Consider the following 14,717-nt stretch of genomic DNA (forward strand, 5'->3'; position numbering starts at 1 on the left):
GGAATATGGCCGATGGATGATGAACGTGCAACATCCGGGCGCATTAGCCGCCGGGCAAAACCGCTCGATCGTAGCCGGCTGGAGGAGCTGGCGCTGGCCTATGTCGCCCGATTCGCGACCAGCACCGGCAAGTTGAAAGCCTATCTTGAGCGCAAGCTGCGCGAGCGCGGAGTCGTCGATGGGGAAGAGCCGGATGTCGAGAGGCTTGTCTCCAAATTCGCTGCCAGGGGGTATGTCGACGACGAGGCCTATGGCCGCGCGCGCGCGGCCGATCTCGCTTCGCGTGGCTATGGCGCGCGGCGGGTCGAGCAGACCCTGCGCGCCGCAGGAATCGGCGAGAAACTGCGTCATGATCTCGGGCCCGGAGAGGCGGCGAAGCGCCGCGCGGCGCTGGTGCTCGCGCGCAAGCGCGGTTTCGGGCCCTTCGGACGTCCGCTCGACGGCGCCCCCGAAGATGTGCGCAAGCTCAGGGAAAAGCGGCTTGCCGCCATGGTTCGCGCGGGCCATGACTTCGACCATGCCAGGCGCGTCATCGAAGCGTGCACCATCGAGGAGCTCGAGGAATGGGTCGCAGAAATACCGGACGAATCGCACTGAAGGGCCTCGGCGTGTTCGCCGGAATGGCGACCTTGCTCGCCTGCTCGCCGCAGACACAGGCCGAATCGACTGCGGGCGAGTCGCTGAAGACAGTCGAAGCTCCCGCTCCGGATGTGCACCCCGTCTCGGGACTGAAAATCATTCCTCTGACCGTCACCAGCGGAGACGAGAGTATCGGTTTCCATGTCGAAGTGGCCGATACCCGCGAAGCGCAGGCGCGCGGTCTCATGTTCCGCACCGAGCTTGGCGATTTCGAGGGGATGATCTTCCCCTATGACGGGACCACCGCGCAGAGCTTCTGGATGAAGAACACTCCGCTCCCGCTCGACATCATTTTTATCGGACCGGATAATACGATCAGCAACATCGCCGCCATGACCGAGCCCTATTCGCTCGATCCGGTCTATTCGGTTGGCAACGTGCTGGGCGTACTCGAACTGCGCGGTGGACGGGCCGGGGAACTGGGCATCGAGCCCGGCGATCGCGTCGAATGGTAAGTGTCGAACGGTCTTGGCCCGCGCGCGCGAATCCGCTAACCGCGCGGCCATGAGCTTCCTCGGCAAGATTTTCACCTGGTGGGACGGTGCCACCATCGGCACGCTCCTGTGGTCCTCGCGCAATGGCGAGCATGTCGGCACCGACGCGCAGGGCAACAAGTACTACCGTTCCAAGAAGAAGAGTGCCGAGGGTCGCGAGCGGCGCTGGGTGATCTACGACGGAGCAAATGATGCCAGCCGCGTGCCGAGCGAATGGCACGGCTGGCTGCACGGCGCTTTCGACGACATTCCCGAAAGCCACCTTCCGCCTGCCCGCATTTGGGAAGCCGACTACACGCCGAACGCTACGGGAACGGCTGGCGCCTACCGCCCCGCCGGGGCGCTCGAGCGCGGTGGCCGGCGCGCGCCTGCGACAGGCGATTACGAAGCCTGGTCGCCCGAGGCGTGACGGTGCGCGGGGCGCTCGCCCTCATCGTTCCGGTAGCGCTGCTCGCTGGGTGCGACAATGCGCCCGACCAGCCTTCCGACGCGGTGGCGACCGCCATCCCGGAAGATCTGCAGCAGTCGGCGCTGCCCGCGCAGCCCGCAGCCGAGGCGGGTCTCGGCACGCCGATGGCCGAACGGGTTGCGACTCTGGGCCTGCTCAACAAGCGGAACAATGTCAGCCAGGACATCGAGCTCAAACCGGGCGAGCAGCAGCGGGTGGGCGACGTGATCGTCCGCCTGCAGGCCTGCGAGCGCACCGCGCCGTGGGAAATGCCCAAGGAAACCGGCGCCTTCGTGCAGCTGCTGGTCAAGGAGCGCGGAACCGAGGACACATTCCGCAAGGTCTTTTCCGGCTGGCTGTTCAAGAACTCGCCCAGCCTCAATGTGGTCGAGCACCCGATTTACGACGTCTGGATCAAGGACTGCGCAATGGATTTCCCGGGTGATGAGGAGGCGCCGAACCGCGCCACCGATTCGGGCAATGCCTCGGCGGGATAGCCGTCGGCGGCGGCTAGCAGCGCCATGTAGCGGGCTTGCGGGATCGCCACTGCCCCCATGCGCTCCAGATGATCGGTCATGAACTGGCAGTCGAGCAGTGCGTAATCCGCGCTGCGCATAGCCGCGACGAGCCATGCGAGCGCCACCTTGCTCGCGTCGGCGGTGCGGCTGAACATGCTTTCGCCGCAAAACACTCGATCGAAGGCGACGCCATAGAGACCCCCAACCAGTTTTGAGCCTTGCCAGCACTCGATCGAGTGCGCGTGCCCCGCCTGGTGCAGTGCGAGGTAACTCGCCTCGATGCGGTGGCTGATCCAGCTTTCGGCATGCTCCTCGCGCGGGGCTGCGCATTCGGCGATCACGCCTGGAAAGTCTGCATTGCAGGTGACCCGGAACCGGTCCTGCCGCAGGACTTTCTTGAGGCTTTTCGCGAGGCGGAAGCCGTCGAGCGGGATCACGGCGCGTTCGCGCGGCTCGACCCAGTAGACTTCGGGGTCGCTCCGATGGTCGGCCATCGGAAAGACGCCGCTGCGATAGGCGCGCAGCAGCAGGTCGACCGGAATGCGGGAAGTTGCGGGAGCATGCATCGGAAGCCGGATATATCACTTGATCGGGGAGAGCGATATGCGCCTTGCCAAGTGCGGGCGGCCATACTAATGCGCGCCCTCCTGCAGGGGTGTAGCTCAGCTGGTAGAGCATCGGTCTCCAAAACCGAGGGCCACGGGTTCGAATCCTGTCACCCCTGCCATTTCCTTTTCCGTCGGTGCTTGTGCGCCGCCCTTGGCGGCACTATCGCGCGGGACATGACCGACAAGAAAAGCGAACGCGACCTTTCGGATCGCAAGTTCTACCCGGCCGACAAAGAGGCCGAATTCGAAAAAATCCATCCGCACCAGACCCCGCAGACCGCGCATCCGGCTTACAAGCTGGCCTATCAGGACACCGATTTCCTCCTGCGCGACGAACTGCGTCCGGTGCGCTTCCAGCTGGAGCTGCTGAAGCCCGAAATGCTGCTCGACGAAGCGGGTGTGGGATCAACGCTGGTAGTCTACGGTTCGGCGCGCATCCCCCCGCCCGAAGCGGCGCAAACCGCGCTGGACGGCGCCAAGGATCTACCCGAGGACGAACGCCGGGTGATCGAGAACCTGGTCAAGAAGAGCAAATACTACGCCGAGGCCTATAACCTCGCCAAGCTCGCATCGGAGAAATCGATCATCGAGGACGGCAAGCGCCAGTTTGTCGTCTGTTCGGGGGGTGGCCCCTCGATCATGGAAGCGGCGAACAAGGGGGCGAGCGATTCGGGTGCCGAAAGCATCGGGCTCAACATAATCCTGCCGCACGAACAGGCGCCCAACCAGTATGTGACGCCCTATCTTTCGCTCAACTTCCACTATTTCGCGCTGCGCAAGATGCACTTCCTGCTCCGCGCGCGTGCAGTGGCGGTCTTCCCGGGTGGCTTCGGGACCTTCGACGAATTCTTCGAACTGCTGACGCTGATCCAGACGGGGAAGATGAAGCCCATGCCGATCCTGCTGTTCGGCAAGGAGTTCTGGACCCGCGTGATCGACTTCGAGGCGCTCGCCGACGAGGGAACGATCTCGCGGAAGGATCTAGAATTGTTCCACTGGTGCGAAAGCGCCGAAGAAGCCTGGGAACACATCACCACCTTTTACGAACTCGATCGCTAGCTCTCTTCGGCAGGCTCCAGCCGCCGCACCGCCTGGTGTCCGAGCGGGCCGGAGCCCTCGCCGAAACCGGGCGCATTCTCGATCGCGGCATGGGTGAAGGCACGGGCGATGCGGATCGCATGCGTGAGCGGCTGGCGGTGTCCGAGCAATGTCGCGAGCGCGGCGGAGAGCGTGCAGCCCGTCCCATGTGTGTGTCGCGTATCGATCCGTGAATGGGCGAAGCTGGCAAGCTTGCCGCTTGGAGAGACAATGCGATCGACCACCTGCGCCGGGTCGCCCGCATGCCCGCCCTTGGCCAGAACCTGCACGCCATGGCGACCGGCCAGTTCCATCGCCGCCTCGAAGACGTGTTCGTCGGCCAGGCCTTCACGACCGGTGAGGGCTTCGAGTTCAGGCAGGTTCGGGGTGACGATGGTCGCGATTTCCATCAGCGCGGCAAAGCCGGCGATGGTTTCCGCGTCGGCCAGCACCGATCCGCTGGTCGCAATCATCACCGGATCGAACACGATCGGTCCGGCGAAACTGTCCAACCTCTCCGCCAGCAGTCGCGCGGTCTCGCTCGATCCGAGCATGCCGATCTTGATCGCGTCGGCGCCGATGTCCGACAGGCAGCTGTCGACCTGCTCGAGCACGAATTGCGGATCGAGCGTTTCGACGCCTTGCACGCCCCGGCTGTTCTGGGCGGTGGCAGCGGTGATCGCAGTCATGGCAAAGCCGCCGAGCATGGTGATGGTCTTGATGTCGGCCTGGATGCCTGCACCGCCCGAGCTGTCCGAGCCCGCGATCGACAGGACGCGGGGAGGAGCCGGAATACCGCTCACCCCTTGAATTTCCGTGTCGCGCTCGGCGGGAAATTCTCTTGCAGTTTCATCGCCCGCGTCGGTCGGTCCATCAGTTCGCCGCCGCAATTTGGACAGATATCGTCGAGCGCTTCGGCGCACTCGGCGCAGAACGTGCACTCGAAGCTGCAGATGAAGGCGCCGGGCGCCGCAGCGGGCAGGTCGGTGCCGCAGCGTTCGCAGTCGGGTCGCATCTCGAGCATCAGGCGGCCTCGCTCACGGCGGCGCAGATACGATCGACCACCGCTTCGACCTGCGCAGCGTCGTCGCCCTCGGCCATGACGCGAATGACCGGTTCTGTGCCCGACGGGCGGATCACCAGGCGCCCCTTGCCCTCGAGCTCGGCTTCGGCCTCGGCGATGACCTGCTTGACCCCGGCATTGTCGAGCGGCGCACCGCCCGCGTAGCGCACGTTCCGGAGTAGCTGGGGTACGCGGTCGAAGACATGCAGCATTTCGCTGGCCGGGCCGTCGAAGCGGACCAGGCTGGCGAGCACGCGCAGTGCCGCGACCGTTCCGTCGCCCGTGGTGCCATGGTCGAGCAGGATCATGTGCCCCGATTGTTCGCCGCCGACGTTGAATCCGCCTTCTTTCATCCGCTCGAGCACGTAGCGATCGCCTACCTTGGTGCGCTCCAGCGTCAGGCCGATGCCGGCTAGATGGCGCTCGAGCCCCAGGTTCGACATCACCGTTGCCACCACGCCGCCGCCGGAAAGGCTGCCTTGCTCCTGCAAGCGACTGGCGATCAACGCCATGATCTGGTCGCCGTCGACTGTCTCGCCCTGCTCGTCGATCACGATCAGCCGGTCGGCATCGCCATCGAGCGCGATGCCGATATCTGCACCTTCCGCAACGACGCGGGCCTTGATCGCATCGAGTGAGGTCGATCCGACCTCGCGGTTGATATTGGTGCCATTGGGTTCGACGCCCATGGTGATCACTTCGGCGCCCAGTTCCCAGATCGCGCTGGGAGCGACCTGGTAGGCGGCGCCGTGCGCGCAATCGACCACGACTTTGAGCCCGTCGAAGCGGATGTCCGAGGCGACCGACTGCTTGACCGCATGGAGATAGCGTCCGCGCGCATCCTCGATCCGGCGCGCCCGGCCGATCCGCTCGGGCTCGACCAGCTGCGGGTCCTGCTCGAGCAGACCTTCGATTTCCAGCTCGGCCTCGTCGGACAGTTTGAACCCGTCGGGGCCGAACAGCTTGATGCCATTATCCTCGAACGGGTTGTGGCTGGCGGAGATCATCACGCCAAGATCGGCGCGCATTTCGCGGGTCAGCATGGCGATCGCCGGCGTCGGCAGCGGGCCGGTCATGATCACGTCCATGCCCACGCTGGTGAATCCGGCCACCAGCGCGCTTTCCATCATGTAGCCCGACAGGCGGGTGTCCTTGCCGATCACCACCCGGTGGCGGTGCCCGCCGCGCAGGAAATACGTCCCGGCGGCCTGGCCCACGCGCATGGCGGTGGCGGCGGTCATCACGCCCTCGTTGGTGCGGCCGCGGATGCCGTCGGTGCCGAAAAACTTGCGGGCCATGTGTAGGGCGTCTCCAGATTGCGCCGGACACCCATGGCGTGGATGGGCGGCGAATAAAAGACCGCTCATCCCCCTTTTCGCGCACAATATCGCCGCTATGTGCAACCACGCGTCCGCACGGGCGTTAGGGACGCGAGTACGGAAATTTTTACACCAACCCAGAGGGGACTATCCATGGCTTTTGAGCTGATCGACTTGCCTTACGACGACACAGCGCTGGAACCGGCCGTTTCAGCCAAGACGCTGTCGTTCCACCACGGCAAGCACCATAAGGCCTATATCGACAAGACCAATGCGGCGATCGAGGGCGGTGATCTGGAAGGCAAAAGCCTGGAAGAGGTTATCGCGTCGGCTCGGGGCAGCAACCAGGGCCTGTTCAACAATTCGGCGCAAAGCTGGAATCACGGCTTCTACTGGCATTCGATGGCCCCCGATGAAACCAGCGCATCCGACGAACTCAAGAGCATGATCGACGATGCCTTCGGTTCGATCGACGGGCTCAAGAAGAAGCTTGCCGAGAGCGGTGCTGGTCACTTCGCCAGCGGCTGGGTGTGGCTCGCAGTCAAGGACGGCAAGCTCTCGATCGAGGAAACGCACGATGGTGACACGCTGGCCGACCAGGACGGGGTGAACCCGCTGCTCGTGATCGACCTGTGGGAACACGCCTATTACCTCGACCACCAGAATGCCCGCCCGGCCTATCTCGATGCGGTCAATGGCAAGCTGAACTGGAAGTTCGCCAGCGAGAACCTCGCCCGCGGCACGACTTGGAAATATCCGGCCTAAGCAGCTTTCAGGTCTGTTATCGAGAACCCGTCGCCAGCGATGGTGGCGGGTTTTCTATGCGCCGGACCGGGGGGCGGAATCCTCGTCGAACGGATTGGTCGCGAAGAGCGGTTCGCCGAACACGAAGCCGACCAGATTGGGGCGTCCGACATGGTCGAACAGCGCGGTCAACATCAGCAGGATGGGAACCGAAAGCAGCGCTCCGAAAACTCCCCAAATCCAAGTGAAATAGGACAGCGCAATGAGGATCAGCACCGGGTTCATGGTGAACCGCGCGCCGAGAATCGACGGCGTGAACAGATTCGCCTCGATCGTGTGCAGGACGAGATAGGCCAGGGCGGGCACAAGGCCGATGACGATGGTGTCTGCCGTCCCGATCCCGAATAGGCCGAGCAGGGCGATCATCACGATCGGACCGACATAGGGCAGAAAATTGAGCAGTGCGGCGAGCCCGCCCCACATGATCGGTGCATCGACCCCCAGCGCCCATGCGCCGAAGGCCACGACCACGCCCACCAGCGCATTGATCCAGCCGACCGTAAGAATGTAAGCGGCCACCCGGTCCTGTACTTCGCGGATCACGCGGGCCGCCTTGATGCTGGTGCCGAAGCTGGCGCGGCCGAACAGCAGACGCTGGCGCAGACGCACGCGGGCCTCGATCATGAAATACGCCATCAGCAGGGTCAGGACGGTTTCGAGAATCAGGCTCGGCGTGGCAAAGGCGACTTGTTCGAGCAGGCTCGGCGCGGCGAGTACGACCTCGCGTGTGCCCTCGTTCTTCATCAGCTCGGCGAGCTGCTCGTTGATCGCGGCGATCCATGCGAATTGTTCGCGTACCTCGCCGAAACGCTGCATGACCTGGCGCACCATCGTCGGCACGTCGTCGAACAGGGCGATCGCCGGTTGCAGGATCAGTGCCAGCGCGAGCAGCAGCACGGCGAAGAAAAAGAGCAGTGCCGCGATCGAGGCGAGCGCATTGGGCAGGCCCCACCCGTTGAGCTTGTCTGCCAGCGGCGAAAGGATCACTGTCAGCACCACGGCCGTCACCACCGGCAGGAAGACGACCGAGCCGATCGACAGGACGAAAGGCAGGGCAAAGAACAGGCCGAGGCCGATCAGCAGCACTAGCGATGAAATCAGCCGCAGCTCCTGCTCGGCGAAAGCGAGACGGTTCGATCGCCGCGTGGAGGGCTGGGACGTTTTCTGTTCGGGTGGCTCGCGATCGCTCATCGCCATCTATCTGCCCTGCACGACGAAACGTGACAAGCGCTGCCGGAGCGAAGGAATCCTACGCTCGACTGCCGCCCTGGCCCGCAGCGACCTCGTCGAGTTCCTCGAGGATGGCGCGGTGTGCACCATGATCGTCGATCGAACGCTGGGGTATATTCCCCTCCGACAACATGCTGTTGAGCGCGGCCCGGGCGCGTCCCACGCGGCTCTTGATCGTACCCACCGCGCAGCCGCAAATCGTTGCCGCTTCCTCGTAGGAAAAGCCGCCGGCGCCAACCAGCAGCAAGGCCTCGCGCCGCTCGGGCGGAAGCGTCAGCAGCGCGCGATGCATGTCGGAGAGGTGGATCGGCTCCTCTTGGCCGGCAGGCGCGGTGAGCACACGCTCCGCCACCGTTTCGTCATATTCGCCGCGGAAACGGTTGCGGCGCATATCGGTCAGATAGGCGTTGCGCAGGATAACGAAGGTCCAGGCGCGCATGCTGGTGCCGGGCTGGAAACGCTCTTGCGCCGCCCATGCCTTGAGCAATGTCTCCTGCACCAGATCGTCGGCCATGTCGGCCCGGCCGCAAAGCCCGCGTGCAAAGGCGCGCAGGTGCGGAACGACCTCGGTCAGCTCGCGCTTGAAATCGGCCTTTTCGGCGGCCGTCCGTTTCGCGTCGGACATCAGTCTTTCGAGTCCAGCTGCGCGAGCAGGTTGCGGAAGCTGTCGGGAAGCGGTTCCTCGACGACCTCGTCGTATAGCTGGCGCAGGCCGTTGGCCCAGTCCGGCTCGCTTGCCTTGTCCTGCGCGGCGGAAGTCGGCGGCGGGCCGCCCGCGCTCGAGCGCTGCGGATTTTTCGGCGTATCGGAATTCATGGCTTGAAAAATGGTACCCTTTTAGGCTTCCCGCGACGGATATTCGTAGCCGCTGGCGGGAAGATCGATCCCTGATGTGCTTGGCACAACGCACGGGACGGCCTGGAGTTCCCGCCCGCGCGGGCCGGAACCAAACTCCGCGCGCGGCATAGTATGGCATACCGAGGGACGGGCAAATCGTCAGGGGCAGGAAGCTGGAAAGCGAAGAACTCCAACGCAAAGGGCGCCGCAGGCGTTGGTTGATCGACTATCCGCGCGGAATCCCGGTGCTGATATTCGTGTTGGTCAGCGCCATCACCGTACTCAGCGTATTCGCGATCGAACGCGGCGAACAGCAGCGCGACGCGGCCGATGTCGCGCGCAAGGCGCAGTCGATGACTTCGGCGATCGAGCGTCGCGCCTATACCAGCTCGGCCTATTTGCGTGCGGGCGCGGCGCTGTTGGCAACGCAGGATCAGGTGACGCCCGACCTGTTCCGCCGGTTCGTGTCGGAATTGCGGCTCGATGCAAACTACCGGGGAGCCGAGGGGATCGGCTGGGCTCCCGTAATCCATGCCGACGAGGTCGAACAGTTCGAAGCGCGGCTGGGCGAGGGCCGGGTCGAGAAGAAACGGGTCACTCCCAGTCTCGCCGAACTGCCCCGCGATATGCTGGCTCCGATCCTCTACCTACAGCCCGATACCGTTCGCAATCGCCGCGCACTCGGTTACGACATGTATTCCGAACCGGTCCGACGGGCGGCGATGGATCTCGCTGCGGCCGAGGATCGGCCGACAGCAAGTGGCCCGATCGTTCTGGTGCAGGAAGGTGGCGGCGATGCCGCAGGCTTTTTGATCTACATGCCGGTCTATGAAGGGCTCAGTCGCACGCGCAGCCTCAAGGGTTTCATCTACAGCCCGTTCAACGCGTCTCAATTCCTCGCGTCGGCCGGAGAGCTGGTCAGCTTCGACGTGATCGGGGCGCGCCTGATCGATGGCGAGACTGCAGCGCAACCCATCCTGGCGCAGAGCGATGGGTGGGTCGACGGGCGCCATGCTGTGAGGCGCGAGGTCCAGCTCGCCAACCGGCGGATCATCTTGGAAGTGCAGTCGGCACGCGCCGAAGGGCTGTCCTCGATGTCGATGATTACCCTGCTGTTCGGCTTGGCGGTGGCCAGCCTGCTGATGCTGGTGTCGCGGCTTTTGACCCAGCAGTCGCTCGAAGACCGGCGGGCGATCACCTGGTTCGAAGAGCAGAATTCGATCCGCAATTCGTTGACCCGCGAACTCAACCACAGGGTCAAAAACACGCTCGCCAACGTCCTGTCCATCGTTTCGCTGACCCGGCGCCGTTCGGACAGTCTCGACGAATTCGCCGAAGGTCTTGACGGACGCATCCGGGCGCTGTCTGCCACCCACGACCTGTTGACGCAATCGGACTGGGGCACCACGCCGATACGCTCGGTGGTCGAGGTCGAGCTGTCCCCCTATGCAAGCGATGAAGACCATACGCTCGATCTGATCGGCCCGCACACCGAACTCGCGCCCAACGATGCGCTGTCGCTTGGCCTAGCGATCCACGAATTGTCGACCAATGCCGCGAAATACGGCTCGCTCAGCGTCCCCGGCGGAAGCGTTGCGGTAAACTGGGTCCAGGTCAATGACAAGCTGGCCCGGATCGAGTGGATCGAAAGCGGCGGGCCCGCCGTTACCAAGCCGCAACGGCGCGGTTTCGGGACCGATCTCATCGAGAAAATCGTCGCGCACGAGCTGCGGCATCCGGTCGAACTCGATTTCCTGCCCGAGGGGGTGCGCTGCATCCTGCTGGTTCCGATACGCGAACCGAGCGAGTTCGAGCTGCGTCGCAAGGGACCGGGCGGCCGGGGGCACTGAGAGGGCGCTGCATAGAAGCAGGCGACAAAAAGCCCGGGCCATGCGGCCCGGGCTTTCTAATTGTGCAAATCTGGCTGCGTAATCAGCCGAGCGGGCGGCTCGAACCGAAGAACAATGCCTGGCTGATTGCCGCGCGCACTGTCTGTTCCTGGAACGGCTTGGTCACGAGATAGGTCGGCTCGGGCCGGTCGCCGGTCAGCAGCCGCTCCGGATAGGCGGTGATGAAGATCACCGGCACGCTGCTGATCGCCAAGATGTCATCGACGGCATCGAGGCCCGAAGAGCCATCGGCCAGCTGGATATCGGCGAGCACGAGGCCCGGGGTCTGGTCGGCGACGACTTCCTGCGCCTGGGTGCGGGTGGCCGCAGTACCGCAGACTTCGTGGCCGAGCGAGGTGACGAGATCTTCGAGCTGCATCGAAATCAGCGGTTCGTCCTCGATGATGAGGACGCTGGTCGACGATTCCTTGTCGATTTCGGCGACCGCTTCCTGCGCCAGCCGCTCGATATCGTCGGCCGGCATATCCATGATTTCGCCCGCCTGTTCCGAAGAGAAATCCTCGAGCGTGGTCAGCAGCAAAGCCTGGCGGTTGAGCGGGGTCACCGACTTGAGGCGATCTTGCGCCGCGCTTTCGTGGCCGTCGCCACCCACGGTTTCGGGAATGTCCATATAGGCACTCGACCATACCTTGTTGAACGCGCGGTAGAGCGGCACGCGACCGCCTTCGAGCGACTGTTTGAGTTCGCTGTCAGCCAAGGCGGCTTCGAGCGTGGCACGGACAAATGCGTCTCCCGTAGCCTGCGAACCGGTCAGCGCGCGTGCATAGCGGCGCAAGTACGGCAGGTTACGAGCAATCTGATCACCAAGCGACATTGAGACCCCTTCCTTAAGGTGCGCGCTTCTAACGTGCGCGACGGAGTTAGGTTCCAAACCAAGCTGCCGCAAGCGATGCGTTTGACAAGCGCGCCTTTTCAAGCGCATCCCGCAGCGAAATTTCTGCAGAGGAACGATTGCTTTGTACGAAGTAGCCAATCCCGTTTCCTGTACCGCTTGCCCCTTGCAGAATTGCCCGGGGCTGCGCCCGCTCGATCAGCGTCAGCTCGCCTATTTGCAGGGGTTCAAGGATGGCGAGATCGGGCTCGACCGTGGCGATATTCTGATCGAGGAGGGGGCCGAGCACGAGCGGCTCTATACCGTGCTCGATGGTGTTCTGATCCGCTCTCGCTCGCTCGACGATGGGCGGCGCCAGATCGTGAACTTCATGTTCCCGGGCGATCTCGTCGGCTTGCAGGGCGCCTTCGACGAACCCTCTAGTCACGCGATCGAAGCCTTGATCGATGCGCGTTTGTGCCGCTTCCAACGCAAGGAGTTCATCGAACTCATATCGACACATCCGCGGCTGGGCTACGACATCACCTGGCTCGCCGCCAAGGAAGAGACCGCGCTCGAGGGGCATATCGTCTCGCTCGGCCAGCGCAGCGCGCGCGAGCGGGTCGCCTATCTTGCGGTATGGCTGCTCGAGCGCGCGCAGTCGACCTGCCTGGCCGACGATCACAACATTGTCGCGTTGCCGATCACCCAAGGCCAGATCGCCGACATGCTCGGCCTGTCGCTGGTCCATACCAACCGCACGCTTCGCCAGCTGGAGCGGGAGGGGCTGGTCGAATGGAAGTCGCGCGCAATCCATGTGCCCGACCTGGCGCACACGGCCCAATATGCGCAGTTCGATCGTCAGGCAGACAGGTGCAGGCCCTTCATTTGACAGCGTTTTGGGAGGAGCTCCAAAAAAGTTTCACCCCCTGGGAACCCTCTTTCTTGCGGCGCGTATTCCCTATGTCACCGCCGAGACCCCCCCTCCCGTCCAAGCGGCTGGTGATACGATCCCGAAAGGCCTCCGTTGCTTCGCAGCGGAGGCCTTTTTTCTTGTCTGCGGCGCACGCGCCGGTTCGAACAGGCACGGGGCGCGCAACATGGGGGAGGGGGGGTGCAGGCTTAGCGCAATGCGCCGCGCAGGCGCGAGATGATTCCGCGTCGCCTGGGCTGGCGCAACAGATCGATCAGGATCGCGGCGTCATACGGCTTTTCGAGGATGCATCCGAGTGCCGCGATGTCTGCGGGAATGTCCTGCGGCGCCCCGGTCGAGAAAATGATCCGCGGGCTGTCGGGGCCGAGCGTTCGGACCAGTTCGGCGATCGCCCAGCCATCGTCGCGGTCGGCGAGGTGGACGTCGAGCACGATCGCCTCGGGCCGCTCTTCGCGCAGGTGGCGCAGCGCCTCTTCGGTCGAGGGCGACAGGGCGACGCGGGCGACGCCGGCATCGAGCAGCGCCTGTTCGATCGTCAACCCGAGGATGGCATCGTCCTCCACCACGAGCACATGGGCTGGCAATTGCGCGTGCGCTGTGGATTTGGGATGCTGCGTCATAGGATCTCGCGAGGCCCGGCGAACCGTTCACCGTCTCTGATTTGCCAACGGGGTGGCTACTCCCGCAGTTCCCGGGGCCTGCGCTTCGGCGGCGCAGCGTGGCCGAATTGCGACAGCCGCGCCGGTTCAGCCGTGCGGCAGCGCCTTTTCGTAGATCGCATATTCGCGATTGACCTCGCTCTCGATCGCGTCGGCAATCGCTTTCATCCCCTGGTTGTCGTCGAGAATCCAGCCGATTTCCGCGCGTTGCGTGCCATAGAGACGCGTGGCGGTGTCTCGGATCTGGCTGATCATCATGAAGGCGAGCTGGCTGGCGAGGCGCGAATTGTGCAGTTCCCTGAGGACGCCCATCAGCGGTACGCGCATGTCGGACCCTACCGGCTTGCGCATCCAGCGCAGTAGGTGGAACCAGCCGAAGGGCAGCAGCTTGCCATCGACCTTGCGCAATACCCCGTTGACGTCGGGGAAGGTCAGCATGAAGGCGACCGGGCGCCCGTCGAGTTCGGCGACGAGATTGATCTCTTCATGGATGATCGGCTTCAGCTTCTTGCCGGCATAGGCAATTTCCTGGGGCGTGAAGGGCACGAAACCCCAATTGTTCGACCAGGCGTCGTTGAGGATGGCGAGGATAACCTCAACTTCCTCGTCCCAGCGCTTCTTGTCGACCGGACGCAAGGTGATCCGAGCGTTGCGCTGGCCCGATTGGACGATCCGGCGGATCAGCGGCGGGAAATCGTGGGTCACATCGAGATCGTAGGTCAGCAGCGTCTTGGCCCGGACATAGCCGGCACTTTCGATCCAGTGCTGGTAGGTCGCCGGGTGATGCCCCATCATGATCATCGGATCGTGGTCCTGACCCTTCACCAGCAGGCCCGGTTCTTCCCAGATCGACATCGAAATCGGGCCGATCGCACGGCTCATGCCCTGACTGCGGAGCCATTCCTCGGCCCTGGCCAGCAGGGCGTGGGCGACGTCCTCGTCCTCGGCATCGAAATAGCCGAACATGCCGGCACCGGGGCCGAAGCCCTGTTCGCGCGGCAGTTCGAGTGCGAGATGGTCGATATGCGCCGAGATCCGGCCGACCGCGCGGCCTCCGCGGCGGGCGATGAAGAGCTGGTGCGAGGCGTGGCCGAAGAAGGGGTTCCGGTCGGGATCGACCAGTTCGAGCTGTTCGGACCGCAGCTGTGGCACCCAATGCGGCTCGCGAACGGCAATGGCCCGGCCGCAGTCGACGAATTCGGCGCGCCCCTTCTTGCCCACGACCGACTCGATCACCACATCTGCTCTGGACATTCGCGCATAACCTTCGTTCAGTTCGGGTTAGCCCTGTGTGCGCTATCTGATCTTTGTCAAGGAAACGCGGGTCCGCGATCACTATGATCGACAGCGTGCGCTGTATCGTGCG

The 14,717-nt window shown here is 63.9% G+C and carries 18 protein-coding genes and 1 tRNA gene; 9 read left to right on the forward strand and 10 right to left on the reverse strand.

The genetic code is table 11. From position 1 onward, the window contains the following. The first annotated feature begins 12 nt into the window (after positions 1-12). The 4 genes from ACEQZ0_RS10935 to ACEQZ0_RS10950 are packed head-to-tail and all read left to right on the forward strand — an operon-like array spanning position 13 to position 2,078. Positions 13-597, forward strand: a complete 585-nt coding sequence (locus ACEQZ0_RS10935) for a regulatory protein RecX (RefSeq protein ID WP_370190811.1) — start codon at positions 13-15, stop codon at positions 595-597. Continuing rightward, complete coding sequence (locus ACEQZ0_RS10940) at positions 564-1,094, forward strand: DUF192 domain-containing protein (protein ID WP_370190812.1); 531 nt, start codon at positions 564-566, stop codon at positions 1,092-1,094. The genes ACEQZ0_RS10935 and ACEQZ0_RS10940 overlap by 34 nt, the downstream gene beginning before the upstream one ends. A gap of 49 nt (positions 1,095-1,143) precedes the next feature. Then, on the forward strand, positions 1,144-1,542 hold the full coding sequence (locus ACEQZ0_RS10945; RefSeq protein ID WP_370190813.1) for an NADH:ubiquinone oxidoreductase subunit NDUFA12: 399 nt from the start codon (positions 1,144-1,146) through the stop codon (positions 1,540-1,542). Continuing rightward, positions 1,539-2,078: a DUF2155 domain-containing protein gene (locus ACEQZ0_RS10950; RefSeq protein WP_370190814.1), complete on the forward strand. Its 540-nt coding sequence runs from the start codon at positions 1,539-1,541 to the stop codon at positions 2,076-2,078. The genes ACEQZ0_RS10945 and ACEQZ0_RS10950 overlap by 4 nt, the downstream gene beginning before the upstream one ends. On the opposite strand, the gene aat is transcribed toward ACEQZ0_RS10950, so the two are convergent. Next, on the reverse strand, positions 1,982-2,665 hold the full coding sequence (aat, locus tag ACEQZ0_RS10955) for a leucyl/phenylalanyl-tRNA--protein transferase (protein ID WP_370190815.1): 684 nt from the start codon (positions 2,663-2,665) through the stop codon (positions 1,982-1,984). The two genes, ACEQZ0_RS10950 and aat, sit on opposite strands and share 97 nt — an antisense overlap. 85 nt (positions 2,666-2,750) lie before the next feature. On the opposite strand from aat, the gene ACEQZ0_RS10960 reads away from it, so the two are divergent. Next, positions 2,751-2,826: transfer RNA gene (locus tag ACEQZ0_RS10960), tRNA-Trp, on the forward strand. Between the two features lie 55 nt (positions 2,827-2,881). Then, positions 2,882-3,766, forward strand: a complete 885-nt coding sequence (locus ACEQZ0_RS10965) for an LOG family protein (RefSeq protein ID WP_370190816.1) — start codon at positions 2,882-2,884, stop codon at positions 3,764-3,766. On the opposite strand, the gene thiD is transcribed toward ACEQZ0_RS10965, so the two are convergent. From thiD to glmM, 3 genes are read right to left on the reverse strand one after another with little or no spacing between them, the layout of a single operon-like run. Then, positions 3,763-4,578: a bifunctional hydroxymethylpyrimidine kinase/phosphomethylpyrimidine kinase gene (thiD, locus tag ACEQZ0_RS10970; RefSeq protein WP_370190901.1), complete on the reverse strand. Its 816-nt coding sequence runs from the start codon at positions 4,576-4,578 to the stop codon at positions 3,763-3,765. The two genes, ACEQZ0_RS10965 and thiD, sit on opposite strands and share 4 nt — an antisense overlap. Positions 4,579-4,583: 5 nt before the next feature. Further along, entirely contained in the window at positions 4,584-4,808 is a 225-nt protein-coding gene (locus ACEQZ0_RS10975) for a DUF1272 domain-containing protein (protein ID WP_370190817.1), read from the reverse strand. Continuing rightward, positions 4,808-6,145 carry a phosphoglucosamine mutase gene (gene glmM, locus ACEQZ0_RS10980; protein WP_370190818.1) on the reverse strand — a complete coding sequence of 446 codons (1,338 nt, stop codon included), beginning with the start codon at positions 6,143-6,145 and terminating at the stop codon, positions 4,808-4,810. The genes ACEQZ0_RS10975 and glmM overlap by 1 nt, the downstream gene beginning before the upstream one ends. A 174-nt stretch (positions 6,146-6,319) precedes the next feature. On the opposite strand from glmM, the gene ACEQZ0_RS10985 reads away from it, so the two are divergent. Continuing rightward, entirely contained in the window at positions 6,320-6,931 is a 612-nt protein-coding gene (locus tag ACEQZ0_RS10985) for a superoxide dismutase (protein ID WP_370190819.1), read from the forward strand. A 54-nt stretch (positions 6,932-6,985) separates the two neighbouring features. On the opposite strand, the gene ACEQZ0_RS10990 is transcribed toward ACEQZ0_RS10985, so the two are convergent. From ACEQZ0_RS10990 to ACEQZ0_RS11000, 3 genes are read right to left on the reverse strand one after another with little or no spacing between them, the layout of a single operon-like run. Further along, the gene (locus ACEQZ0_RS10990; RefSeq protein WP_370190820.1) at positions 6,986-8,161 is read right to left on the reverse strand and encodes an AI-2E family transporter; all 1,176 of its coding nucleotides are present in this window, start codon (positions 8,159-8,161) and stop codon (positions 6,986-6,988) included. Positions 8,162-8,219: 58 nt separating this feature from the next. Continuing rightward, positions 8,220-8,825 carry a sigma-70 family RNA polymerase sigma factor gene (locus tag ACEQZ0_RS10995; protein WP_370190821.1) on the reverse strand — a complete coding sequence of 202 codons (606 nt, stop codon included), beginning with the start codon at positions 8,823-8,825 and terminating at the stop codon, positions 8,220-8,222. Beyond that, positions 8,825-9,016, reverse strand: a complete 192-nt coding sequence (locus ACEQZ0_RS11000; protein WP_370190822.1) for a NepR family anti-sigma factor — start codon at positions 9,014-9,016, stop codon at positions 8,825-8,827. The genes ACEQZ0_RS10995 and ACEQZ0_RS11000 overlap by 1 nt, the downstream gene beginning before the upstream one ends. Positions 9,017-9,294: 278 nt before the next feature. Between ACEQZ0_RS11000 and ACEQZ0_RS11005 the strand changes: the two genes are divergently transcribed. Beyond that, the gene (locus tag ACEQZ0_RS11005) at positions 9,295-10,887 is read left to right on the forward strand and encodes a CHASE domain-containing protein (RefSeq protein WP_370190823.1); all 1,593 of its coding nucleotides are present in this window, start codon (positions 9,295-9,297) and stop codon (positions 10,885-10,887) included. A gap of 82 nt (positions 10,888-10,969) precedes the next feature. Here the strand turns inward: ACEQZ0_RS11005 and ACEQZ0_RS11010 are convergent, their stop codons facing one another. Further along, the gene (locus ACEQZ0_RS11010; protein WP_370190824.1) at positions 10,970-11,761 is read right to left on the reverse strand and encodes a response regulator; all 792 of its coding nucleotides are present in this window, start codon (positions 11,759-11,761) and stop codon (positions 10,970-10,972) included. A 184-nt stretch (positions 11,762-11,945) separates the two neighbouring features. Here ACEQZ0_RS11010 and ACEQZ0_RS11015 point away from each other — a divergent pair, with 184 nt between their 5' ends. Further along, entirely contained in the window at positions 11,946-12,650 is a 705-nt protein-coding gene (locus ACEQZ0_RS11015) for a Crp/Fnr family transcriptional regulator (protein ID WP_370190825.1), read from the forward strand. Between the two features lie 230 nt (positions 12,651-12,880). Here ACEQZ0_RS11015 and ACEQZ0_RS11020 read toward each other — a convergent pair whose 3' ends face one another. Beyond that, entirely contained in the window at positions 12,881-13,312 is a 432-nt protein-coding gene (locus tag ACEQZ0_RS11020; protein ID WP_370190826.1) for a response regulator, read from the reverse strand. Positions 13,313-13,438: 126 nt separating this feature from the next. Beyond that, on the reverse strand, positions 13,439-14,605 hold the full coding sequence (locus tag ACEQZ0_RS11025) for an N-acetyltransferase (protein WP_370190827.1): 1,167 nt from the start codon (positions 14,603-14,605) through the stop codon (positions 13,439-13,441). Positions 14,606-14,717 lie beyond the last annotated feature (112 nt).

This window comes from Qipengyuania sp., from assembly GCF_964227205.1.
Classification (GTDB): domain Bacteria; phylum Pseudomonadota; class Alphaproteobacteria; order Sphingomonadales; family Sphingomonadaceae; genus Qipengyuania.

Bases quoted from the DNA above. Each gene is read 5' to 3' on its own strand.
- ACEQZ0_RS10995 (WP_370190821.1), bottom strand. From the start codon at position 8,825: ATGTCCGACGCGAAACGGACGGCCGCCGAAAAGGCCGATTTCAAGCGC.
- ACEQZ0_RS10990 (WP_370190820.1), bottom strand. From the start codon at position 8,161: ATGAGCGATCGCGAGCCACCCGAACAGAAAACGTCCCAGCCCTCCACG.
- ACEQZ0_RS11000 (WP_370190822.1), bottom strand. From the start codon at position 9,016: ATGAATTCCGATACGCCGAAAAATCCGCAGCGCTCGAGCGCGGGCGGC.
- ACEQZ0_RS11010 (WP_370190824.1), bottom strand. From the start codon at position 11,761: ATGTCGCTTGGTGATCAGATTGCTCGTAACCTGCCGTACTTGCGCCGC.
- ACEQZ0_RS11020 (WP_370190826.1), bottom strand. From the start codon at position 13,312: ATGACGCAGCATCCCAAATCCACAGCGCACGCGCAATTGCCAGCCCAT.
- ACEQZ0_RS10940 (WP_370190812.1), top strand. From the start codon at position 564: ATGGGTCGCAGAAATACCGGACGAATCGCACTGAAGGGCCTCGGCGTG.
- ACEQZ0_RS10945 (WP_370190813.1), top strand. From the start codon at position 1,144: ATGAGCTTCCTCGGCAAGATTTTCACCTGGTGGGACGGTGCCACCATC.
- aat (WP_370190815.1), bottom strand. From the start codon at position 2,665: ATGCATGCTCCCGCAACTTCCCGCATTCCGGTCGACCTGCTGCTGCGC.
- ACEQZ0_RS10975 (WP_370190817.1), bottom strand. From the start codon at position 4,808: ATGCTCGAGATGCGACCCGACTGCGAACGCTGCGGCACCGACCTGCCC.
- ACEQZ0_RS10985 (WP_370190819.1), top strand. From the start codon at position 6,320: ATGGCTTTTGAGCTGATCGACTTGCCTTACGACGACACAGCGCTGGAA.
- ACEQZ0_RS10935 (WP_370190811.1), top strand. From the start codon at position 13: ATGGATGATGAACGTGCAACATCCGGGCGCATTAGCCGCCGGGCAAAA.
- glmM (WP_370190818.1), bottom strand. From the start codon at position 6,145: ATGGCCCGCAAGTTTTTCGGCACCGACGGCATCCGCGGCCGCACCAAC.
- ACEQZ0_RS10965 (WP_370190816.1), top strand. From the start codon at position 2,882: ATGACCGACAAGAAAAGCGAACGCGACCTTTCGGATCGCAAGTTCTAC.
- ACEQZ0_RS11025 (WP_370190827.1), bottom strand. From the start codon at position 14,605: ATGTCCAGAGCAGATGTGGTGATCGAGTCGGTCGTGGGCAAGAAGGGG.